Origin of the sequence: Phnomibacter ginsenosidimutans (assembly GCF_009740285.1) — a bacterium.
Lineage (GTDB): Bacteria > Bacteroidota > Bacteroidia > Chitinophagales > Chitinophagaceae > Phnomibacter > Phnomibacter ginsenosidimutans.
Map to the genome: position 1 here is coordinate 3,421,919 of NZ_CP046566.1, position 22,434 is coordinate 3,444,352.

Genomic DNA, 22,434 nt, shown 5'->3' on the forward strand with positions numbered 1-22,434 from the left:
AATGTTGGGCAAATGCAGTGGAGCACTTATTTTCACTACATGGCACACGTACTAGAAGTAAACAACCTTGTAAAACACTATGGCCGCATACAGGCACTCAAAGGCGTAAGCCTGACGATACCCAAAGGCACAGTGTATGGCATTCTTGGCCCTAACGGCAGTGGCAAAACCACCATGCTGGGCCTTATCATGAACATATTGCAGCCCACCTCGGGCAGCATTCAGTTGTTTGGCGAAACACCCACTGCGGATCATCGCAAAAAGATTGGTACGCTATTGGAAACACCCAACTTTTACCACTACCTGAGTGCGGTGCAAAACCTGCGCATTGCGGCCGCCATTAAAGGGGTAAGCAACCCCGATATTGATGGCGTACTGGAAAGAGTAAACCTGCTTCAACGCAAAGACAGCGCTTTTCAAACCTACTCGCTGGGTATGAAACAACGCCTGGCCATAGCCAGTTGCCTCATTGGCAACCCGGAAGTGATGGTGTTTGACGAGCCTACCAACGGCCTCGACCCCGTGGGCATTGCAGAAATACGTGACCTGATTAAAAAGCTGGCACACGAAGGCAAAACCATTATTATGGCCAGCCACCTGCTGGATGAAGTAGAAAAAGTATGTACCCATGTGGCCATTTTGAAAAGAGGCGAACTGATAGCCAGTGGTCATGTAGATGAAATACTGGCGCATGATGATGTGGTGGAAGTAGGTGCCGCTAACGCAGCCGCATTGATGCAGGTGCTACGCAGCATGCCGCTCAACACCGGTGTGCACGAAGCAGAAGCCGGCAAATGCAGCATTCACTTTGCACCGGGCACCGCCGATTTGGCCGCTGTCAACAAATACTGCTTTGAACAGGGCGTAGTGCTCAATCATTTACAACAGAAAAAGAAAAGCCTCGAAAGCAAGTTTATTGAACTGACAGGATGAGCTGGAAATATGGAAAAAGAAATAAGGAATGAAGAATAAGAAATTGAAAAACTTACTCTGATTTATTTGCCTTTTTGCATTTCGCTTTTTGCTTTCAGCCTTCTGCTTTTAGCCTCTTAAAAAACATATTATGAAATCACTATTACAAATAGAATGGATGAAAATAAGGCACTACAAAACCTTCTGGATTTTGTTTGCTCTGTTTATCATCTCCGTGTTTGGTTTGAACATGATTGTGTTCAAAGTAAAACAAGCCATTGACGAAGCCGACCCTTTGCTGAAAGCCATGACCAGCGGGCCTTTCGGCTTTCCTGATGTTTGGAAAACCGTAGGCTGGCTCACCGGCTGGCTGCTGTATTTTCCGGGCTTCATTATGATCTTTTTGGTGACCAATGAATTTACCTACCGCACCCACCGGCAAAACATTATTGATGGCTGGAGCCGCAAACAATTTGTGAGTGTAAAACTCGTGATGGCCGCCATCCTCGCTGCCATTTGCACCCTTATGATGGTGCTGGCATCGTTGGTGTTTGGCTTTGCTTCGGGCACTTCCTTTTCTGTAAGCAACCTCGAGTTTATTGGCTACTTTTTCCTGACCAGTTACACATATATGCTCTTTGCATTTATGCTGGCGTTGTTTCTGCGGAGAGCAGCCTTATCGGTGGGCATCTTCTTTATCTATGCCCTCATTTTCGATAACCTGATTAGTGGTTTCATCAGCGGACAAACCAATACACCAATCGGCAGCTATATAGCGCCCTTACAGGTTGCAGATGATTTGTTTCAGATTCCGTTCATTGGCAAAATGCTGCCCAACCGGCCAGAGCTGTGGATACTGCTGATCATTATTGCTGCATGGATTGTGTTCTACCACTTTATTTCGCTGCGCAAATTTGAAAAACAGGATTTGTAAATCAAGAATATTTGTGCAGCATGCCTCACTATACATTTATACTATGCCTTTTGATCATCGCACAAACCAGTTTCGCACAAACACCCACTGAAACAAAAGGTCATCAGGAGACTGGTTCCCAGCAGCAACCAGTATATATCATTTTTGGAGTGTATTGTGGCGAATGCTTGGGGCACTGTGCAACTATGTATAGTTACAACATGAAAAGTGACTCAAATCAATTGTTTGTAGACACAACTGATAGTTTTTTTAAACTTAACGGTCGCATTATTTGCAAAACACCAATTCAAGATCCTACAAAACTTCTTATCGTTAATAAACTTGTCCAACAAATTCCGAATACTTTTCTAGATACCGATGTTAGAGAACAAAAGCTTGGGTGTCCAGACTGTACGGATGGGTGCGGCATTTACTTCGAACTTGGACAAAAAAACATCTCCAAGAAATTTTATATCGACCTCCATTCCAAACATCTTACAAAAGAAGTAAGCGCATTTTGCGACCGCATCAAAGAGACTTTGAATTTGTTATATCAATAGAAATGGCTTTCTCTTAAAATAATATTGGTGAAGAAACGTTGAATTTGATGCTTACTTCCCTGCCAAATCTTGCAATGCTTTTTCTATGGTTGGAAACTGAAAAGTAAAGCCCGCTGATTGAATTTTATGTGCCGAAACATTCGTGCTTTTCAATACTTCCACACTGCGTTCGCCCATCATGGTTTTGAGCACAAATTCGGGTACGTTCATTTTGATGAACGCTTTGCCGTGCATAGCTTTTGCCAGCGTCAGCGTTAAAGCTTCGTTGCTTACAGGATGTGGTGCAACGGCATTGTACACTCCATTTACCGAAGGTTCATACAAGGTATAAATGATCATGCGGCAGAGGTCGTGAATGTGAATCCAGCTCACCATTTGCCGGCCATTGCCGAGTACACCTGCCACCCTGAATTGCAGCGGTTTTTTAAACTCCGCCAAAGCACCGCCATCTTTTGCCAGCACAATGCCAATGCGTGGAATTACCAGTCGACGACCCATGCTGGCAACAGGTGTTATTGCGGCTTCCCACAAACGGCAGGTTTCGCCAAGGAACTGCGCATCTGCAGGATCGGTTTCTACAAATGCCGGATGACCTGACACATCGGCACCATACCAACCAATGGCTGATGCACTCACTACTGTGCTTATTTTATTGTCGAGGGTACGCAAAGCTTCCGCAATGAGCTGCCCGCTTTGTACACGACTGTCAACAATTTCTTTTTGTAAGCATCGGTCCATGGCTTGGCTACCACAGGGGCGCCAGCCAAATGCACCACCGCATCTGCTGCAGCCACAGCCGCAGCATCTATAAAGCCAGATGCTACATCCCATTTGGCAAAAGACAATCCTTGTTTGGCAGGCTGATGGGCGGGCTTGCGGGTGAGCACAATCACTTCGTGACCGGCCGCCAACAACATGTTGGTAAGGTATTGCCCTACCAAGCCTGTGCCACCAGTAATCAATATGGTTTTAGGATGCATGTGTACGATTTATGATATAACAGCAACGCAGCTACACTGTTCGGCAAAGATGCCCACAAAAAAATTGCCCCGCTAAAAATAGCGGGGCCTTACTTCAACTAAAAACACAATCTAAGCTAATACGACTAATCAGGTTTTTCACCATGCAGGAAGTTGTTCAACGTACTGATGGTGGCCTGGTTGTTATCATCTGATTTTACCTGAGCACGGCTGTAGAAATCTTCTACATTGGCAATGCTGTTGTGCAGGTTCATGTCACGGCGCAAGTAAGCAGGCACCTGCTCAAACTCGCTGTTGGTATCGAGGTGAGAAGGGTTGTAGCTCAGGTTGCGCAACCGGTTGATGCGTTCCTTTGCCCGGCGCTTTTGCTCTTCATCTTCAGATAAATCTTGTGCACTGCTGTTGTCGAACATGCTGATTTGGCCATGCTCTGCCACAGGTGAAGTTGACTCTTCGAAAGAAAGGCTAATGCCAGATACTGCAGCGGCTTCTTCGTTGTACTCTTCCTGCAAAGTAGGCTTCCAGGGCTCTACCGGCGTTTCCGTTACAATGGGGGCTACCGGTGCAGCAGGCACTTCTACCTCAGGCATTTCCTGCATGGTGGGCATTACATTTTCCTCAGCAGGTGTTTCCTCTTTCTGCACGGCAGATGCTTCTGCATAAATCTGTGCTGGTCTGCTCAAAAAAACAGGGGTAGGAATCACCACTTCTTCTTTCACTTCTTCTACTGAAGGAGGAATAACTGTAGCTGTATCTTCTACCTGCAATTCGAACATGAATGGCATGCTGGCTTCTTCTACAGCACGAAGTGTTTCCATTACCGTTGTTTCAGGAGCAATGGCTTCTGGTGCCATGGCTACAATAGTTTCCTCCACTTCTGTTTCCACTTCAGGCGTGGCAGGAGTTGCTACTGTTGCAGTCAGCTCGGGTGTTTCCAGTGTAAACACTTCAGCTGTTTCTTCATTCACAACTGGTGCAGCGGGAGCTACTTCTGTTGGCTTATGAAAAAATACTTCTTCAGTTTTAGCCTCAGTAGCATTCATGTCGAGGGTAAGCACAATTTGTGGCTCAGCTACCGGCATGGCTTTGGGAGCAGCTGTTTTTACAGCACTTGCTTTTTCAAAAGGGTCTTTGTGATCAAAACCCGTAGCTATGATGGTTACACCCAGCTGGTCGCCCAGGTTTTCATCGTAACCCATACCCATGATGACATCGGTGTCTTCACCACTTTGCTCACGAACATAGTTCTGAATAGCTTCCAGTTCTTCCATGGTGTATTCATACTCACCTTCAGCAGAACTGATGTTGAGCAGAATCCACTTGGCGCCGCGGATGTCATTGTCGTTGAGCAATGGTGAATTGGTAGCAGCTTCAATCGCTTTGATGGCACGGTTTTCACCAGCGGCAGTAGCACTACCAAGGATGGCCACACCACCATTGCGCATTACAGTACAAACGTCTGCAAAGTCAACGTTGATGTGACCGTTGGCGTTGATCACATCGGTGATACAACGGGCCGCAGTAGTCAATACATCATCGGCTTTTGAAAATGCTTCTTTCATTTTCAGGTTGCCAAACTGACTGCGCAGTTTATCGTTGCTGATCACCAGCAATGTATCTACATGCTCTTTCAGTTCTTCGATGCCTTTGCGGGCTTGCGCCATACGCTTAGGACCTTCAAACTGAAAAGGCGTAGTAACAATACCAACGGTAAGAATGCCAAGGTCTTTACAAATTCTGGCTACAGTTGGTGCGCCACCAGTACCTGTACCACCACCCATACCGGCAGTGATAAAAGCCATCTTGGTATCGCTTTCGAGAATGCGGCGAATTTCTTCGAGGCTTTCTTCGGTAGCTTCTTTACCAACTTGAGGATTGGCACCTGCACCCAAACCTTGTGTGAGGTGTGGGCCCAACTGAATTTTATACGGAACGGGTGAACTGTTCAATGCTTGTGCATCGGTATTGCAAATGATGAAATCAACATTCTGAATTTGCTGCCGAAACATGTGGTTCACCGCATTGCCGCCACCACCACCAAAACCTAAAACCTTGATGATGTTGGACTTTTCCTGGGGCATATCAAAGTGGATCATAATGTTTGTTTTTTGTTGCCTTCTTCACAGGCGGGTTAGTAAGTAAAAAACGAATGGATATATGGGGAGGGTGATTATTTTAATTCTGTATCGTCCTCTTCTTTAAAGATGTCGTAGATCGAATCCTTGAGCTTATCCCAGATGCTCTTGCGACCTTCCATGGTGGCAGGAGGTACTGGTGTTTCTTCAGGAAACTCATCGGTTACGATGGTCACTTCCGGTGCTTTAAACTGCTCGGGCACTTTAATTGAAAACTCTGCGTTCGACGTCACGAATTCTTTCTTCTTCCGTTCGAAATCTGAGTAGCCTTTTAAAATCAAACCAATACAGGTAGCATACATTGGCTTGGTCAGCTCATCAATGTAACCGCTGCTCAAATGCTCGTTAGGGTAACCAATGCGGGCATTCAATCCGGTTTGATACTCGGTGAGCTGCAACAAGTGCTTGAGCTGCGAACCACCACCTGTGAGGATGATGCCGCCATTGAGCTGCTTGTTGTCCATGCCTACTTGCTTGAGGTGATAAATTACGAAGTCGAGAATTTCACTCATGCGGGCCTGAATGATTTGTGATAAGGTTTTTACACCTACCTGCTTGGGCTGCATACCACGAATTCCGGGGATGGTAATGATGGCATTTGCTTTTGCTTCCTGACTGAGTGCACTACCAAACTGCACCTTCATGGCTTCTGCCTGGCTCTTGAGTACACCCAATCCGGTTTTGATATCGTTGGTGATGTTTTCGCCACCAAAAGGAATCACCGCAGTGTGCTTCAATATGCCTTCGTGAAAAACAGCGAGGTCGCTGGTGCCGCCACCAATATCGAGGATGGCAACACCTGCTTCGAGGTCATGATCACACATAACAGCATCGGCAGAAGCGAGGGGCTGCAGCACAATGTCTTTGATGCTGAGTTCGCTGCGGTTTACAGCACGGGTGATGTTACGGATAGCGTATTTATCACCAGTGATGATATGAAAATTGGCACCCAGTTTTACACCACTGTAGCCAATAGGATTTTTAATGTTTTGAAAATTATCTACGTTGAATTCCTGCGGAATAACGTCGATAATTTGATCGCCTGCAGGGATGTAGGTTTTGCGCTGATCAGCAATCAGTTTATCTACATCAGCCTGAGAAATTTCCATTTCCATTTCCTGACGAACGAGATCGCCCCGGGTTTGCAAGCTTTTGATGTGATGGCCGGCAATGCCCACATACACTTCGCTAATGTTGAGGCTGGGGTTGCTCTGGCGACAAGCGGCCATGGCTTCTTTTACCGCCAATACAGCGTTGTCGATGTTGAGTACCTGGCCATGCTGTACTGAGTTGTTGGAGCTGGCTTTACCAAAGCCAAGAATCTCCAGCTTTCCATACTCATTCTTGCGGCCGGCAATAGCAGCAATTTTGGTAGTGCCTATATCAAGGCCTACAATGATGGGATTCGTGTTACTCATATAGATCGTGTTTTAGTTGTTGTTATTGTTGGGTGATAAAATCGCTTTCGGGGTTTTGACTGAATCATTGTTTTTTGGTGTGATAGGTTTATTGTTGGCAGCAGGTGTTTTGTTGTTGGTTGTTACCGGCAATTCTGTTTTGATACCGGTTTCTGCTTCTTGTACAATCCGTCCTTGTCCGGCAGTCATTTCAATAGCAGTAGCATTTACTTCATTCTTGCTTTGCTCTACCAACTGATTGAAAAGTTTCAATGCCTGTGCGGCATCTACACTACGCAAACTGTCGGCGCCTTTCGATGCCACAATTTGATTTTTGAAAGCCACACTAATCCGTGAATACGCATCAATGGGTTGCTTCGCCATTACCTGCTGGTAAAACAGTTTCAATCGTTGCAGTTTGTTTTTCATATCGCTGGTATCGCCCAAGTCTACCGTATGAAAACCAATGGCAGGATACAACTCAAAACGATTGCCAGGCAAGTATTCAATTTGTGCAGCCTGTGCATCCCAAAACTCATCTTGCTGCATAGCGGACACTACTTTCAATACTGCTGCAATGGCTTGCTTGTGCATTGCTTTATTATTGTTGTTCAATGCTGGCAAACCAGTAAATACGGGCACTTCGGCGCGGTCGCTTCTACTGATGGGCAACTGCATACCGGCACTGTCTATATAGAAAGTAGAACCTTGTGTATCAAAAATTCTGGCCAGCGGTACCCGCTCCTGAATATTCACATGTAACACCGCTTCATTGTCCACATACAACTGTGCATCTTGTATCCAGATTTCTTTACGCAGTCGCTCTTCCATTTTGCGCAAATCAAACTGATGGATATCTGATTTCAGGTTGCCACCAACTGATGCTGCCAGCATGTTGCGTACGTCTTTTTCTTCAATAAAGATTTTGCCTTCTACAGCATCAATATTGATGATAACACCGGCGCAGGGTTTTGTTTCACGCACCTGCATGCTGGTAAACATGAGTACCACAACTCCTGCTATCAGCAGCAACCAAACTGTGTTGCCCAGTATGCGATATATTTTTCTTTTACTCAATTGCTGTTATACAGTTTTTCTTTTACCAACGGCAGTAATGTATCTATGTCACCAGCACCTGCTGTTACCAGCATTTCGGGTTGATGAATATCTAAATCGGCCATCCATTCTTCCTTCGTCAATACCTGTACTTTATCCTTGGGCATACCTGCAGCTATGAGCTCACTGGTTACACCGGGCATGGGCAATTCTCTGGCCGGATAAATGGGCAACAACACTACTCTGTCGGCGATGCTCAGCACTTCGGCAAAGGCTGCTGCATGATCTTTGGTGCGGCTAAACAAATGCGGCTGAAACACCACCGTCATGGCGAGTGCAGGATACAATTGTTTGGCACTGTTGAGCAATGCCCGCAGTTCTTCCGGATGATGTGCGTAATCATCGATAGCTACTTGTGTGCCGGTCGATTGATTATTCCACAGGTATTCAAAGCGACGCTTCACCCCTTTGTAATCAGCTACTGCTGCAATGATTTTATCATCGGCAATACGCAACATTTTCGCTACTGCAATTGCAACCAGCATGTTTTCTACATTGTGCATACCGCCAATATTCAGCTGCACATTGCGAATCCACTGACCAGCCACATACGCATCAAACAAATAACCACCTTGCTCAATGCGAATGTTGTCTGCATGAATATCAGCCGGTATATCATCATGGCTGTGGCAATCATCGCCACAATCATGTGTATATAGTTCGTTAATCAAACTATACGTGAGCTGCCGTTGAATCGGTGCTTCATCCAACCGCTTCAATTGCTTTTTGCGAATGAGTACACCAGCTGATTTAATACGTTGTGCAAACTCTACAAAAGCATCTTCCATGGCTTCTACCGTTCCGTAGATATCGAGGTGATCGGCATCCATCGAAGTGATGGCCGCGATATCTGGCGACAGCTTGTGGAAGCTTCTGTCGAACTCATCGGCTTCTACTACACACACGTTGTTTTCACTGCCCCAGAAGTTGGTGCCGTAGTTGACAGACACACCGCCCAAAAACACATTGCAACCATACTCGGTGTGGCGCAGCAAGTGGCCCACCATAGTGCTGATGCTGGTTTTGCCATGCGTACCGGCAATGCAGATATTGAAACTATCGGCAGTAATGATTTGCAAAATATCGCTGCGCTTCACTACTTTATAACCATTGTTGCGGTACCAGTTCAACTCTTCGTGCTGAGCAGGAATAGCAGGCGTGTACACTACGAGTTGAACGTCTTTGTCCAGCAGCGCTACCTCATCTGTATAATGAATCAATGCACCTTCTTCACTCAGCTGTTTTGTGAGTGTGGTTTCGGTTTTATCGTATCCACTCACTACCACGCCTTTGTGCAGGAAGAAGCGGGCAATGGCACTCATGCCAATGCCACCGATACCGATGAAGTAGATGCGTTGTATGTCTTTAAGCGATAGCATGTATCGTATTCAATATCTCTTTAGCAATAATGGTATCAGCATCCAACCGTGCCAGTTGCTTCAGTTGCTGCTGCATGTTGTTTCGTGTGTGTTCGTTGTGCATGAGTTCGAGTACAGTAGGCACTAGTGTTTGTTTGGCATCTGCATCGGCTACCACGGCAGCAGCACCGGCATTTACCAATTGCATAGCGTTGGCAGTTTGATGGTCTTCTGCAGCAAACGGGAAAGGCACAAACACTGCAGGCTTGGCTACTATGCACAGCTCTGCTACACTCATGGCACCTGCCCTGCTCACCACTATATCTGCAGCTGCATACGCAGCACTCATGTCTTCAATAAATGCACTCGTCCACACTTGTGGGTTATTGGCTACGGCAGCTTTCGCTTCAGCTTCAAACAGCTTACCGGTTTGCCATATCACCTGCCAACCAGATTGCAGCAATGCAGGCAGGTTATGTTCGATAGCCTGATTGATGCTTCTTGCTCCCAGGCTGCCGCCGATGATTAATACTACCGGCACATTGGGCTGCAAGCCAAACTGCTGGCGGGCTGCAGCGGCATCTTTTTGTGGCGCCGCAATTTCTTTGCGCACCGGATTTCCGGTAATCATCAGTTTGCTGGCAGGAAAGAATTTTTCCATGCCTGCACCCGCTACAAAAACTTTGCTGGCATTTTTACCCAGCATTTGATTGGCCTTTCCTGCAAAGGCATTGCTCTCATGCAGGAAAGTGGGAATACCTTTTTGCTGTGCCAACTTCAGCACCGGAAAACTGCTGTAACCACCTACACCAAACGCGGCTGTTGGTTGAAAGCGTTTGAAGATGCTACGCACCTGCCAAAAACTTTGGATGAGCTTGAATGGCAACGACCAGTTCTTCCAGAGATGCGTTCTGTTGAATCCAGCGATGTCCAATCCTTCAATATTGAAACCAGCTTGTGGTACTTTTTCCATTTCCATTTTACCCTTGGCACCAACAAATAAAATGTCGGCATCGGGCTGCAATGTTTTGATGGCTTTGGCCACCGCTACTGCAGGAAAAATATGGCCACCAGTACCGCCACCAGCTATAATGATTCTTGCCTTACTCATGCTGCCACCTCCGCTTTTGCTGGTTCTTCTTTGCCTTCGAGTTGCTCAATATTGCGGGCAATGCTGAGCAGGATGCCAATAGAAAAACAAGTGAACAAAAAGGATGTACCACCCATACTTACGAGGGGCAGGGTAACACCTGTAACGGGCACTATATTTACGTTGACCGCCATGTTACTGATGGCCTGAATGGCCAGCGTAACACCGAGTGCCAACGCCAGAAACGTTCCGAATGCATAAGGACATTTGCCCACAATGCGAATGCAGCGATAGAGAAATGCGAGGTATAAAAACACCATCAGCATGCCACCCAAAAAGCCATACTCTTCGATAATGATGGCGTAAATAAAATCGCTGTACGGATGGGGTAAAAAGTTGCGCTGTTCACTATTGCCGGGGCCAAGACCAATCCAGCTGCCTTTAGCAATAGCTACCTTGGCTTGTTGCACCTGATAAGGAACGGCATCGCCTTCGGCATAGATAAAATCCTGAATGCGGCTTACCCATGTACCTACCCGCCCTTGCTTGCGGATATTCTGCACCACTCCGCTTTCGTTATTGGCTGCTACTGTTGCTGCTTCTGACTTGTGTGTAAACACAGCAGCAGCAATCAGCATCACCACAGGAATAGCAGCAATGCCGATCGTCAACAACAAATGCTTGATAGAAGCACGACCCATAAACAACACCAACAAACCCGTAGCACCAGTGAGCAAACAAGTACTGAGGTTGGCCGGTGCAATGAGCAAACAGGTAATGCCAATGGGCAACAACATGGGCAGATAGCCCTTCTTAAAATCAGTAATCACATTTTGCTTGCGGCTGATTTGTCTTGCCAAATACATGAACAAAGCCAGACGTGCAAAGTCGGAAGTTTGAAAAGTAAGATTGATTAATGGGAGCTTAATCCAACGGTTGGCTTCGTTGAGATTGGCCCCAAACAATAAGGTATACAGCAAGAGCGGAATGGAAGCGATGTACAACCACAACGCCACTTTGCTGAAGAAACGGTAATCAACCAAGTGGGTGAAGTAGATAACACCAACACCTATTACAATAAACGTAATCTGACGGAAAAGATAATACTCGGTATTGCCCTTGTTTTGCTTGTATGCCAGCGATCCGGTAGAGCTGTACACGGCCAGCAAACTGATGACTACCAGTACGGCCACGATGCTCCAGATCACCCGGTCACCACGAGTTTTGCCCGACAGCAACAAGAGTTTGCCTGCTGAGAAATCTCCCAGGTTCAATTCATCCGATATGTTTTTCCAGGCGCCCAATTACAATTCTTTTACGGCCATTTTAAATTGTGTTCCGCGGTCTTCGTAGTTCTTAAACAAATCGAAGCTGGCGCATGCAGGAGAGAGCAATACTGCATCACCTTTCTCCGCCAGTTTGTATGCTGCCATTACCGCTGCCTTTGCACTATCTGCATCTACAATCGCTGGTACTTTACCTGCAAACGCTTCATGTATTTTAGCATTGTCTACACCCATGCAGATAATTGCTTTTACCTTTTCTGTAACCAAATCTTCAATCACGGTGTAGTCATTGCCTTTATCTACACCACCCAAAATGAGCACCGTTGGCTTGGTCATGCTTTCCAATGCATACCAGGTGCTGTTGATGTTGGTAGCCTTGCTATCGTTGATGTATTCAACACCACGAATGGTAGCTACGGGCTCCATGCGATGCTCAAGACTTTCGAATGTTTGAATGGCTTCTCTAATCTTGTCCTTCCTGATGTCCAGCACCGTTGCAGCAATCCCCGCAGCCATAGTATTGTATTGATTGTGTTTTCCTTTCAATGCGAAGTCGTGAATACTCATCCTTACTTCTTGTTCCTTTACTTTTATGAGCATCTCCTCGTCTTTGATATAAGCGCCCTGGCGTACTTCTTTTTCATGGTGAATGGCAATAGGTTAGTTAGGTTACTGAATTTATGTTGGTTAGCTACGGTTACTTCATCGTCGGCGCAGTAGATGCAATAGTCACCCGGCTGCTGATTTTCGGTGATGCGAAACTTCGCATTGATATAGTTTTCAAATTGATAGTTGTAACGGTCGAGATGGTCTTCCGTGATGTTGACCAACACGGCAATGTCAGGTCGAAACGTAACGATGTCATCCAACTGAAAGCTGCTGATTTCGGCTACATACAAAGGCTTTGGATCGATGGCTACCTGACGGGCAATGGAATAACCAATGTTTCCCACCAGTGCACAATCCAACCCTCCTGCTTTGCAAATAGCATAGATGAGTGAGGTGGTGGTGCTTTTACCATTGCTACCGGTGATGCCGATGATTTTGCTATCGCCTTTGTAGCGGTATGCAAATTCCACTTCGCTAATCACCGGAATGCCTCGGGCACGAATGGCTTTTACTACGGCAGCTTTCTCAGGAATGCCGGGGCTCTTCACTACTTCATCAGCTTGCAGTATCCGTTCCATGCTGTGCGAACCAGATTCATAAGCAATGCCATGCTGCATCAATTCAGCCTCGTAAGGTTTGCTGATAGCTCCGCCATCAGATACAAACACGTCGTATCCTTTGGCCTTCGCCAATATGGCTGCACCAACACCGCTTTCGCCTGCACCTAATATGATGAGTTGTTTACCCAATTTCGTTTATCGCATTTTGAGTGTAATCACTGAGAAGATGGCCAGAATGAGTGTGATAACCCAGAACCGCACCGCAATCTTGCTTTCGTGGTAACCGAGTTTTTGATAGTGGTGATGCAGCGGACTCATGAGAAAAATGCGCCGCCCCTCACCGTATTTTCTTTTGGTGTATTTGAAGTAGGATACCTGCAGAATCACACTCAGATTTTCAATGAGGAATACACCGCAGAAAATAGGAATGAGTAATTCTTTACGCACAATGATGGCCAGTGAAGCAATGATGCCGCCCAATGCCAGACTACCTGTGTCGCCCATGAATACTTGTGCGGGATATGCATTGTACCACAAGAAGCCTACGCATGCTCCTATGAAAGCACCAATGAAAATGGAGAGCTCACCCAGGTTGGGTATGTACATGATATTGAGATACTCGGCAAAGCGGATGTTACCACTCGTGTAAGCAAACAATCCTAATACTGCACCGATGATTGCCGACACGCCTGTGGCCAATCCATCCAAACCATCAGTAATGTTTGAACCATTGCTAACCGCTGTAATAATGAAGATGACTACAATGATGTACAGAATGTATGTGTAGTCTTCCCATGTTTTTGGCAGCAACTTGGCGTAGTTGAATTCATGTCCTTTTACAAAAGGAATGGTAGTGATAGGCGTTTGTACTTTTACAAAACGGTGTTCTTCACCATCAATGATTTTTACGGTTTCACCTACCAGCCGTTCTTTAGATTGAAGCACTACCTGTTGGTTGGTGCCCACCACTTCTCTTTCTACCACTACCGATTGATTGAAGTACAAGGTGGCGCCAACAATCAAACCCAAGCCTATTTGTCCGGCTACTTTAAACTTACCAGCCAAACCATCGGCATCGGCTTTCTTATACTGGATACCTTTTGCCTTCGCTATCCGCTTGGCACGGAGTTTCAGGTAGTCGTCAATAAAACCAATCATACCACACCACACCGTTACAAGCAACATGAGTATGATGTAGATGTTTTCAATTTTGGCAAACAACAAAGTGGGTACTAAAATGGCCAGCAAAATAATAAAGCCACCCATGGTTGGTGTGTTGGCTTTGTCAACTTCGCCGGGTAAACCGAGCTCACGTACTGCTTCGCCCACCTGCATGTTTTGCAAACGCTTGATGATGCGTTTTCCAAAAACGGTGGTGATTACCAACGACAACATAACAGCCAACGCCACCCTAAAGGTGATGAACTGAAACAGTCCGGCACCCGAAAGGTCAAACTCGCTGTGAAGCCAATTGAACAGGTGGTAGAGCATAGCTGGTTGGTTGTTCGGTTGTTAATTATTTACTGAGTTCCTGAAAGTTGTTGATGAGTTCTTCTTTGTCGTCGAAGTGATGTTTCACTCCGTTGATATCTTGATATTTTTCGTGGCCTTTTCCTGCCACCAAAATGATATCTCCGGGTTGAGACAGCATGATGGCTGTACGAATTGCTTCCCTTCTATCGGCAATCACCACGCACTTGCGTTTATGCTCACTCTTCATATCCCGAAGCATATCGTTCAAAATTTCCTGCGGGTCTTCGGTGCGTGGATTATCGCTGGTCAAGATGGCCTTGGTGCTGTATTCACAAGCAGCGGCAGCCATCAGTGGTCGTTTGGTTTTATCACGGTCGCCACCACAGCCAACTACTGTAATCACCTGCTCATTGCCTTGCTGCAACTTTTTAATAGTGGCCAGTACATTGAGCAATGCATCAGGCGTATGTGCATAGTCTACAATGCCGATTACTTTTTCATTGGCTGAAACGGTATAATCAAAACGGCCTTCAGCACCATGCAAATTGCTGAGCACCGCCAACACCTGATCGGCATCTTCGCCCAGGTTTACAGCAGCGCCATACACAGCCAGCAGATTGTAAGCATTGAACTCGCCAATCATGCGGAAGTGTACTTCCTTGCCATTGATATCCATGATTAAACCAGTCAGGTTGTTTTCTACAATCTTGCCTTTGAAGTCAGCTGCTGTTTTCAGCGCATACATCAAGCGGCGTCCGTTGCAGTTTTGCAGCATAATGGTTCCGCGTTTGTCGTCGGCATTGCTAATCGCAAATGCATCGGCAGACAAACCATCGAAGAAGGCTTTCTTCACCCGGATGTACTCATCAAATGTTTTGTGATAATCGAGGTGGTCGTGGGTGATGTTGGTAAACAACGCACCATCGAAATGCAGACCTGTAATGCGATGCTGATGAATAGCATGGCTACTGCATTCCATGAACACGTGAGTGCAACCCGCATCTACCATCGTCCGCATCAAACCATTCAGGCTGATGGCATCGGGCGTGGTATGTTCTGCGGTGTACGCTTCATCACCTATCAGATTTTTAACGGTAGAAATAAGGCCGCATTTGTAGCCCAATGCAGTAAACAGTTGAAACAACAAAGTAGCAACCGTTGTTTTTCCGTTGGTGCCTGTTACACCTACCAGCTTTACTGCTGCAGATGGATGATTGAAAAATTCATTGGCAACAATCGCCAGTGCTTCAGATGTATTCTTTACCAACACATAGGTCACTGCTTCTTCCAGCGTTGAGGGCAAAGTGCTACACAATACAACGGTAGCACCATTTGCAATGGCTGTATTGATGTACTGGTGACCATCTTGCTGCCAGCCTACAATAGCCGCAAACAAAAAGCCAGACTTCACTTTACGGCTATCAATAGCCAAACCAGCCACAGACTGATCAGCATTGCCGGTCAACTGTAGCACCTCAACTTCTTGTAATATGTTGCGAAGTGTTTTCACTTGTTTAGTTCAATTGTAGATGAATGGTTTGTCCTTTGCTGATGGGTGTTCCGGGTAAAATAGATTGCGCCACTACTTTGCCCCTGCCTGCTACCGTTACCATCAAACCTTTTTCCTCACATACTGCTAGTGCGTCTTTCAAGCCTACACCTTGCAGAGGTGGCATAGCCGCATCTTGTTTATCTGCGCTGCGTAAAACCTTCCCTTTACCTGCGCTATTTTCAAACAAGGCTACCATGCTATTGGCGCTGCTGTCGCTCATGCGCCAGCCAAAAAAGCCAGCCAGTTTTTTCAGCGTTTGCTGACGTGCATAGAGTTGAAAAGAAGTACTGTCCGCTTTGCCGGGTTGCACCTGTGGTTGCTTAAACAAATGGGTAGCATAAATGCGGTCAGCAACTTCTCGAAACACAGGTCCTGCTACAGAAGCACCGTAAAACTTAGCAGCATGCGCCTTGTTGCGAATCACCACTACAATGGTGTACTGCGGATCGTTGGCAGGAAAATAACCGGCAAATGAAGACTGGTACATTTTATCGGCATAAGTGATGCCTTTGTCGGCTACCAATGAGGTACCTGTTTTGCCGGCGAAAGTGTACGCTTCGGTTTTCATTCCACGACCTGTACCATTCAGCACTACGCCTTCCAGGCTTTGGCGGACCTGAGCAATTACCTCGCGGTCTGCTATTTGAGCATTCAATACAACGGGCTCGTATTGCTGTACTATTTTACCATCTTTCAGCAAAGCATTTACTACATAAGGCTTCATCATTCTGCCACCGTTGGCCACAGCGTTGTAGAGCATGGCTGTATGCATAGGCGTAATGGTGAGGTTGTAGCCAAAGCCCATCCATGGCAATGTGGTATTGCTCCAATGCCGACTACCGGGCTTATAAATACTGGGACGAGATTCACCAGGTAAATCGATACCTGTAATTGAATCCATACGCCAGTTGTGCAAATGCTGTAAAAATTCAGCAGGCTTATTGCCGTAATGATAGTAGGTCAATTTGGCCATGCCTACGTTGCTGCTCTTTTCAAATGATTGCTGAATGGTAGCCTGATGCATGCCATGCACTTCACTATCAAACACCACCTGACCAGCTACTGGCCAACGACCACCTTCTAAATCAACTACGCTGTTCAGCGTCACCTTTTTGTCTTGCAACACCGCCATGAGTGTTACCAGTTTCCAGGTAGAGCCGGGCTCACTGGCAGAGAGTGCATAGTTGTAATCTTCCCAGTAGTTACCATCACTTTGACGACCGAGGTTGGCTATGGCTTTTACCTTTCCGGTTTTTACTTCCATTACAATGCAGGTGCCACGCAGTGCTTCATTTTCCACCATCATTTTCTGCAAAGCCTGCTGCGCTATTTCTTGAATGTTGACATCCAGCGTTGTCACTACATCACTACCATCTTGAGGCTCCCGATCGGTGCCTTCAATAGGTACACCTGCACCACCAGCGATGTAGCGCACCAAGCGTTTGCCATCGGTACCACCGAGGTATTGGTCATATTTTTTCTCCAGCCCTACTTTGTTGTTTTCCCGGGCAATACCAATGGTACGGTTGGCCAGTAACTTATAAGGATAGAGGCGTTTCATCCGCACCACGGCAATGAAGCCACTTTTGTTTTTACCCAGTTTTACCAGGGGCAATTTTTTGAGGTCTTCGTAGTCGGCAAATGAAATTTTCCGCTTGAGTAACACAAATCGGTCTTTGCTGCGAAAGCCCTTATCGAGCAGTTTCTTGTATTCTTTTACTGTACGGTCTTTGAAGAGTTTGGCCAGACCAATCGCCAATGAATCGGCATACTGATGATAGAGCTGCCCTTCTTTTTCAATCAAACCATCGGCTTGAAAATCGATATAGATATCAAACTCCGGAACAGAGGTGCTAAGCACTTCGCCTGATTCGCTGTAAATGGTACCCCGCTCTGCAGCAATCGATTCAAAACGAATATGGGCACTATCGGCCATGCTGCGCCAGTACTTTCCTTGTGCCAACTGTATATAAGCCACTTTGCCCAACACCGCCAGACACACCAGCACCAACACCATGAAGACCAGGTAGGTGCGGATGAGTATTTCTTTTTTGGTTTCCATGAAAGTGGCGGTTCAGTTGAATCAGTAAATGTTTTAAATCTATGGCGTCGGGGGATTGGAAGATGTTTGTAGCGAATCGGTACGTAGTTGAGCGGGGGGCTCCATACTTCGTTGTAATCCGAGTGGCTCTACTGCTTTGGCCAACTCGCTTTCTTTACTTCGGTAAATCAGTTCGGCTTGTAATGTTTTGTAGTGGTATTGCAGTTGCTTCAGTTCCCGGGTGGCTTTGCCGGTATTGCGAATATTGTTGTCGGCGTAATGCCCATTTCCGATATAGAGTACGGCAAGTATGGCGAGGAAAAAGATGAAGGGCACATGTTGTACCATCCATTGGCCTTGCAGCCATTTGCGCCAATTAGTTTTGGCTGGTTTTTGTCCGGCGGCCGTTTCTTGCACTCGTTTCGTTTGTGTTACAGGGTTAGTAATATTGTTTCAGTTCTTGCTTGCTTTGTTCACTTTGCTCCTTCTTTCAGGGCGGCTACCCTTAGTCGGGCACTTCTGCTTCTGTCGTTCATTTTTACTTCTTCAGCACTGGCTTCAATCGGCTTTTTGCTCATAAGCTCAAATGGTGATGCGCTGCTATGTCCGTAAATCGGATCTGCTTCGCGGCTGAAAGTGCCGTCCCGCAGAAACAGTTTTACCAATCGGTCTTCCAGTGAGTGAAAGGTGATGACAGCCACCCTTCCGCCGGGCTTCAACACCAGCGGCAATTGCTCCAGCCACTCTTTCAGCACGGCCAGCTCTTCGTTTACTTCTATCCGAATGGCTTGAAAAACCTGTGCGTAGTAGCGGTTGGGGTTTCCTTTGGCCAGCGGCTCCAGCACCGTCAGTAAATCCTGAATGGTTTGCAGTGGCCTTTTGCTTCGCTCTTGCACAATGGCTGCGGCAAGGGTGCGGGCATTGGTCACTTCACCATACATAGAAAACATGTTTTGCAAGGCTGCAGCATTGTATTCATTTATAATTGTAGCTCCAGTTTTGGGCTGGCGCTGGTCCATTCGCATGTCCAGTTCCGCATCAAAGCGAAAGCTGAAACCCCGGCTGGCTTCGTCAAACTGATGGCTGCTTACACCCAGGTCGGCCAGTACGCCATCCACAGGCAATGCACCGTGTAACCGTAAAAAACGGTGCATGTAGCGGAAGTTTTCTGGCACAAACAAAATGCGGGAATCGGCGGGCAGGTTGGCCGCAGCGTCCGCATCCTGGTCGAAGGCGATGAGCTTGCCTTTGGGGCCCAGCTGACTAAGAATGGCACGGCTGTGTCCGCCACCGCCAAAAGTGCAATCCACATAAACCCCGTCGGGGTGTATGTTGAGGGCTTCAATGGTTTCTTTCAACATCACCGGAATGTGGTAGCTATTGCCCCCCATTTCGGCTGCGTTGCTGGCAGCGTCGGCATCCTGTTGGCGTTTTTTCTTTCCCATACCCCTTGCTTTTAGCCCTGAGTGGAAGAACCGCTACCTAAAATTGCCGAAGCCATACCACTGAGTTTTTCAGGAGTCAGTGATTCAAAGAGCTTATTGTATTTGGTTTTATCCCGGATCTCGATTTTATCAATGTCACCTGCCAGCACGATGTCTTTTTCGAGACCAGCGTATTCTGACAGGATTTTGGACAAGTTGAGGCGGCCGGCAGAATCGAACTCTACGTACACCGCACCGGCTATGAGGGCTTTGCGCACCATCCGGTTTTCACGGCTGTCGTAAGGGTTCACTTCGCGGAGGCGGTCTTCTACTTTTTTCCAGTCGTCAAGCAGGTACATCCAGAGACATTCATCCATACCCCGGTTGATCACCAGCGTAGTGGTGCCCTCCGGCATCTGCTTTTTGAGGCCGGCAGGTAACAGGAAACGCCCTTTAGCGTCCACTGTTGCTTCATATTCTCCGAGAAATCCTGCCATTTGAATGTTTTACCACTTGGTTACACAAAATAACATTTTTTCCCACTTTCTAACACCAAATGAAAATCCCCCACTTTTCCACAGATATAAATACTTGTACATCAATCTCTTATAATGGATTCAGCTGTACAAATGACAGTTTGAATGTGGATACCTGTGGATTAACTGTGGATATACTGTGTATACAGTCAAAAAACAACAGCGACAGTCAGCAAATACACTGTAATTCAATGATTTAGAAAATCGGCAATTGTACACAGCTGTGTATTGACAGGTGGTTTTGCGACGAATTCTTCTTTCTGCTGGCCGTTTGATTGAAAATTAGTTGCGGTCCGCAACTGTTAAAATTTGACATATGTCAAAAAAAGCTGCTCCAATGTTTGGTCATTTAAGTTGCAACATGGAATTTTGTCATATAAATACTACAAGCCCTTACCCAAACCCTACTACACCTCCAAAGCCCTAGACACTACACCCTGCCAACCCTAACCCACTACACCCTAGATTCACCTCCCACTACACTGATCTGAGTTAATAGCCTTAACCCGCTTAACCAACCCGGCCAGGTTTAACCCACCTGCCAAGGACAAAACCGAAAAAGAAATGCAAACTCTGAGAATGCTGCTGGAGCAGCGGGGGCCTTTCGCACCTGTTGCAAGCATGATCACCCTAAAAAATCCCTTCCGCACAATTGTAGTGCTGGCTATGTTGCTGCTCACCGGAGCAGTTGCGCAAGCTCAAATTAGCATTCGTGAAATTGAACACGACGAATTTGGCAGCGATGGTTTTACTTACACATCTGGAAACTTTACCCCAAGAGCTGGCTCTGTATTGCTGGCTATTGTAACCAATAGTTCTGGTACTGCTTCTAACTCTAATAGCTCTGCAGCCCCTACAAGTGCAACTGGCGCAGGTCTTACCTGGACGCAAGTTTCAACTACTTCCTATAGTGGCAATAGTCACCGCGTAACTGTATTTCGTGCCTACACTGGCTCAACCGTTAACAACGGCACTTTCACAGTAAACTTTCCCGGAACTGGTACAGGCCAAGAGAGAAGAAGCTGCACCATTCAGGTGTTGGAATTGTTGGGTGTAGAAGTAACAGGCACAAATGCTGCTGACGCCATTGCTGGCATTCAAACCGTGGTTGGTAATAGCAATACAGCCACTGCCACCGTTGCTGGCGCTATTGAAGTAGCTGGCACAGGTATGCTGGGTATTTTTGCTAACGATGAAAATGATTTTGATGGTGATGAAGAAGCTGGTTGGACTGTATTAAGCTCTCATCATGCAGACAATGAAGATTTAAGTTCAACGATTAGTTATTCTTTGAATACCTATGACAACAGTGCCCGCATGACCGACATGAACGGCAACTGGGCTGCCATCGGTATTCGCCTGGCACCTGCAGAATACTTCTACAATTTTCCTGTAGTAAGTACTTCAGCTGCCAGCAATGGTCAGTCATACGGTTTGTATGTAGCCGGCATTACCAGCCGCTCAGGAACAGCTAATAACCTCAGCATCAACATGACTACCGCAGCTACAACCTTTGTAGCAAAAAATGCCACATTTACCTTCACTAATGTAGGTTTCAACAACGGCTCAACATTTGTGGTAGATCAAAACTCAACAGTGAATTTGCCTTCAAGCCAACTGAATAGTGCTTCAAATATGTTTGTAGCCAATGGCGGAACCTCTGTTATCAATGGCGATTTGACCCTGAACAGCGGTAACATGCGTATTTACGGTACTGTAACTGTAAACGGCAACTTACAAATGAATTCACAGGGTCGTTTGTTCATCGGTTCTACAGGCCGTTTGATTGTGAATGGTACATTCACCATGAATGGTAATGGCTTTACCTTGGTAAACGGTGGTCAGTTTACCAGCAGAACAATGGTAACCCGCAGCTCTTCTTTCATTGAAATGGCACAAGGTGCCACTGTTGAAACAAGCGTATACGACGAAAACAATCAGGCAAACGTGATGGTAATGGGACCTGGTGCTGGCTGCTTTGGTTTGTATGGCCCAAGCGGTCGTATCAACACCCAAAACAATGGCTTCCAGCCTATCACTAACGACGCCACATTGAAAGTATGTATTCCAGGTTCTGGCGTAAGTGTTGGCAACAGCTTCAACAGCACCAACAAAGGCAACGCCAATGTAACCACTGGTTGTACTGCCTGCTCTTTCTTGTTGGGTACATCTACGCTTCCGATTACGCTCAACAGCTTTGATGGCAATATGCTCGGCAATGGCATCAGCCAGCTTGTTTGGAGCGTAGCCAATAATGATGAAGTAGCTTGGTTTCACCATCGAATACAGCACCGACGGCACATCATTTACTGCCATAGGCAATATTAAAAAGGCAGCCGGCAGCAACTATAGCTTCCAACACAAGAGCAGCCACAGCGGTCTTATATTCTACCGCTTGTTTATGACTGATAAAATGGGCAAAAGCACTTATAGCAGAACAGTAAGCATGCTGAATGGCAAACAAAACAGCAGCCGCATTATTGCTGTAAAAC

The 22,434-nt window shown here is 46.4% G+C and carries 20 protein-coding genes; 4 read left to right on the plus strand and 16 right to left on the minus strand.

The features are described from left to right. Nucleotides 1-39: 39 nt before the first annotated feature. The 3 genes from GLV81_RS14810 (at nucleotide 40) to GLV81_RS14820 (ending at nucleotide 2,385) form a co-directional block, all read left to right on the plus strand. Nucleotides 40-933, plus strand: a complete 894-nt coding sequence (locus GLV81_RS14810) for an ABC transporter ATP-binding protein (RefSeq protein WP_157479563.1) — start codon at nucleotides 40-42, stop codon at nucleotides 931-933. Between the two features lie 130 nt (nucleotides 934-1,063). Further along, on the plus strand, nucleotides 1,064-1,846 hold the full coding sequence (locus tag GLV81_RS14815) for an ABC transporter permease (RefSeq protein WP_157479564.1): 783 nt from the start codon (nucleotides 1,064-1,066) through the stop codon (nucleotides 1,844-1,846). A gap of 50 nt (nucleotides 1,847-1,896) precedes the next feature. After that, a complete protein-coding gene (locus GLV81_RS14820; protein WP_157479565.1) occupies nucleotides 1,897-2,385 on the plus strand; it encodes a hypothetical protein in 489 nt (162 codons plus the stop codon). Between the two features lie 51 nt (nucleotides 2,386-2,436). Here the strand turns inward: GLV81_RS14820 and GLV81_RS14825 are convergent, their stop codons facing one another. The 16 genes from GLV81_RS14825 to mraZ form a co-directional block, all read right to left on the minus strand. Then, complete coding sequence (locus tag GLV81_RS14825; protein ID WP_246186034.1) at nucleotides 2,437-3,123, minus strand: TIGR01777 family oxidoreductase; 687 nt, start codon at nucleotides 3,121-3,123, stop codon at nucleotides 2,437-2,439. Next, nucleotides 3,030-3,365: an NAD-dependent epimerase/dehydratase family protein gene (locus GLV81_RS20590; RefSeq protein ID WP_246186035.1), complete on the minus strand. Its 336-nt coding sequence runs from the start codon at nucleotides 3,363-3,365 to the stop codon at nucleotides 3,030-3,032. The genes GLV81_RS14825 and GLV81_RS20590 overlap by 94 nt, the downstream gene beginning before the upstream one ends. 125 nt (nucleotides 3,366-3,490) lie before the next feature. Next, on the minus strand, nucleotides 3,491-5,461 hold the full coding sequence (gene ftsZ / locus GLV81_RS14830; protein WP_157479566.1) for a cell division protein FtsZ: 1,971 nt from the start codon (nucleotides 5,459-5,461) through the stop codon (nucleotides 3,491-3,493). Nucleotides 5,462-5,535: 74 nt separating this feature from the next. Further along, nucleotides 5,536-6,918: a cell division protein FtsA gene (gene ftsA, locus GLV81_RS14835; RefSeq protein ID WP_157479567.1), complete on the minus strand. Its 1,383-nt coding sequence runs from the start codon at nucleotides 6,916-6,918 to the stop codon at nucleotides 5,536-5,538. Nucleotides 6,919-6,930: 12 nt separating this feature from the next. After that, nucleotides 6,931-7,974 (minus strand): cell division protein FtsQ/DivIB, encoded by a 1,044-nt coding sequence (locus tag GLV81_RS14840; RefSeq protein WP_157479568.1) that lies wholly within the window; start codon nucleotides 7,972-7,974, stop codon nucleotides 6,931-6,933. Next, a complete protein-coding gene (gene murC, locus GLV81_RS14845) occupies nucleotides 7,971-9,392 on the minus strand; it encodes a UDP-N-acetylmuramate--L-alanine ligase (RefSeq protein ID WP_157479569.1) in 1,422 nt (473 codons plus the stop codon). Before murC ends, GLV81_RS14840 begins: the two co-directional genes overlap by 4 nt. Continuing rightward, nucleotides 9,379-10,482 carry an undecaprenyldiphospho-muramoylpentapeptide beta-N-acetylglucosaminyltransferase gene (murG, locus tag GLV81_RS14850; RefSeq protein ID WP_157479570.1) on the minus strand — a complete coding sequence of 368 codons (1,104 nt, stop codon included), beginning with the start codon at nucleotides 10,480-10,482 and terminating at the stop codon, nucleotides 9,379-9,381. The genes murC and murG overlap by 14 nt, the downstream gene beginning before the upstream one ends. Further along, nucleotides 10,479-11,735 (minus strand): FtsW/RodA/SpoVE family cell cycle protein, encoded by a 1,257-nt coding sequence (locus GLV81_RS14855; RefSeq protein WP_246186036.1) that lies wholly within the window; start codon nucleotides 11,733-11,735, stop codon nucleotides 10,479-10,481. Before GLV81_RS14855 ends, murG begins: the two co-directional genes overlap by 4 nt. A gap of 30 nt (nucleotides 11,736-11,765) precedes the next feature. Then, nucleotides 11,766-12,314: a Mur ligase family protein gene (locus tag GLV81_RS20595; RefSeq protein ID WP_246186037.1), complete on the minus strand. Its 549-nt coding sequence runs from the start codon at nucleotides 12,312-12,314 to the stop codon at nucleotides 11,766-11,768. 23 nt (nucleotides 12,315-12,337) lie between these two features. Further along, nucleotides 12,338-13,105: a Mur ligase family protein gene (locus tag GLV81_RS20600; RefSeq protein ID WP_246186038.1), complete on the minus strand. Its 768-nt coding sequence runs from the start codon at nucleotides 13,103-13,105 to the stop codon at nucleotides 12,338-12,340. Nucleotides 13,106-13,111: 6 nt separating this feature from the next. Continuing rightward, nucleotides 13,112-14,407 carry a phospho-N-acetylmuramoyl-pentapeptide-transferase gene (gene mraY, locus GLV81_RS14865; protein WP_157479571.1) on the minus strand — a complete coding sequence of 432 codons (1,296 nt, stop codon included), beginning with the start codon at nucleotides 14,405-14,407 and terminating at the stop codon, nucleotides 13,112-13,114. 25 nt (nucleotides 14,408-14,432) lie between these two features. After that, complete coding sequence (locus tag GLV81_RS14870; RefSeq protein WP_157479572.1) at nucleotides 14,433-15,899, minus strand: UDP-N-acetylmuramoyl-L-alanyl-D-glutamate--2,6-diaminopimelate ligase; 1,467 nt, start codon at nucleotides 15,897-15,899, stop codon at nucleotides 14,433-14,435. 4 nt (nucleotides 15,900-15,903) lie between these two features. Next, a complete protein-coding gene (locus tag GLV81_RS14875) occupies nucleotides 15,904-18,003 on the minus strand; it encodes a penicillin-binding protein (protein ID WP_157479573.1) in 2,100 nt (699 codons plus the stop codon). 39 nt (nucleotides 18,004-18,042) lie between these two features. Next, the gene (locus tag GLV81_RS14880; RefSeq protein ID WP_197428435.1) at nucleotides 18,043-18,399 is read right to left on the minus strand and encodes an FtsL-like putative cell division protein; all 357 of its coding nucleotides are present in this window, start codon (nucleotides 18,397-18,399) and stop codon (nucleotides 18,043-18,045) included. 56 nt (nucleotides 18,400-18,455) lie between these two features. Beyond that, a complete protein-coding gene (rsmH, locus tag GLV81_RS14885) occupies nucleotides 18,456-19,427 on the minus strand; it encodes a 16S rRNA (cytosine(1402)-N(4))-methyltransferase RsmH (RefSeq protein WP_157479574.1) in 972 nt (323 codons plus the stop codon). Between the two features lie 11 nt (nucleotides 19,428-19,438). Continuing rightward, nucleotides 19,439-19,903, minus strand: a complete 465-nt coding sequence (gene mraZ, locus GLV81_RS14890; protein WP_157479575.1) for a division/cell wall cluster transcriptional repressor MraZ — start codon at nucleotides 19,901-19,903, stop codon at nucleotides 19,439-19,441. Nucleotides 19,904-20,506: 603 nt separating this feature from the next. On the opposite strand from mraZ, the gene GLV81_RS14895 reads away from it, so the two are divergent. Beyond that, nucleotides 20,507-22,270, plus strand: a complete 1,764-nt coding sequence (locus tag GLV81_RS14895) for an autotransporter outer membrane beta-barrel domain-containing protein (protein ID WP_157479576.1) — start codon at nucleotides 20,507-20,509, stop codon at nucleotides 22,268-22,270. The last annotated feature ends 164 nt before the right edge of the window (nucleotides 22,271-22,434 follow it).

Coding starts and splice junctions, on each gene's coding strand:
- GLV81_RS14810 (WP_157479563.1), top strand. CDS start 40: ATGGCACACGTACTAGAAGTAAACAACCTTGTAAAACACTATGGCCGC.
- GLV81_RS14815 (WP_157479564.1), top strand. CDS start 1,064: ATGAAATCACTATTACAAATAGAATGGATGAAAATAAGGCACTACAAA.
- GLV81_RS14825 (WP_246186034.1), bottom strand. CDS start 3,123: ATGGACCGATGCTTACAAAAAGAAATTGTTGACAGTCGTGTACAAAGC.
- GLV81_RS20590 (WP_246186035.1), bottom strand. CDS start 3,365: ATGCATCCTAAAACCATATTGATTACTGGTGGCACAGGCTTGGTAGGG.
- ftsZ (WP_157479566.1), bottom strand. CDS start 5,461: ATGATCCACTTTGATATGCCCCAGGAAAAGTCCAACATCATCAAGGTT.
- ftsA (WP_157479567.1), bottom strand. CDS start 6,918: ATGAGTAACACGAATCCCATCATTGTAGGCCTTGATATAGGCACTACC.
- murC (WP_157479569.1), bottom strand. CDS start 9,392: ATGCTATCGCTTAAAGACATACAACGCATCTACTTCATCGGTATCGGT.
- murG (WP_157479570.1), bottom strand. CDS start 10,482: ATGAGTAAGGCAAGAATCATTATAGCTGGTGGCGGTACTGGTGGCCAT.
- GLV81_RS20595 (WP_246186037.1), bottom strand. CDS start 12,314: ATGAGTATTCACGACTTCGCATTGAAAGGAAAACACAATCAATACAAT.
- mraY (WP_157479571.1), bottom strand. CDS start 14,407: ATGCTCTACCACCTGTTCAATTGGCTTCACAGCGAGTTTGACCTTTCG.
- GLV81_RS14875 (WP_157479573.1), bottom strand. CDS start 18,003: ATGGAAACCAAAAAAGAAATACTCATCCGCACCTACCTGGTCTTCATG.
- rsmH (WP_157479574.1), bottom strand. CDS start 19,427: ATGGGAAAGAAAAAACGCCAACAGGATGCCGACGCTGCCAGCAACGCA.
- mraZ (WP_157479575.1), bottom strand. CDS start 19,903: ATGGCAGGATTTCTCGGAGAATATGAAGCAACAGTGGACGCTAAAGGG.
- GLV81_RS14895 (WP_157479576.1), top strand. CDS start 20,507: ATGCAAACTCTGAGAATGCTGCTGGAGCAGCGGGGGCCTTTCGCACCT.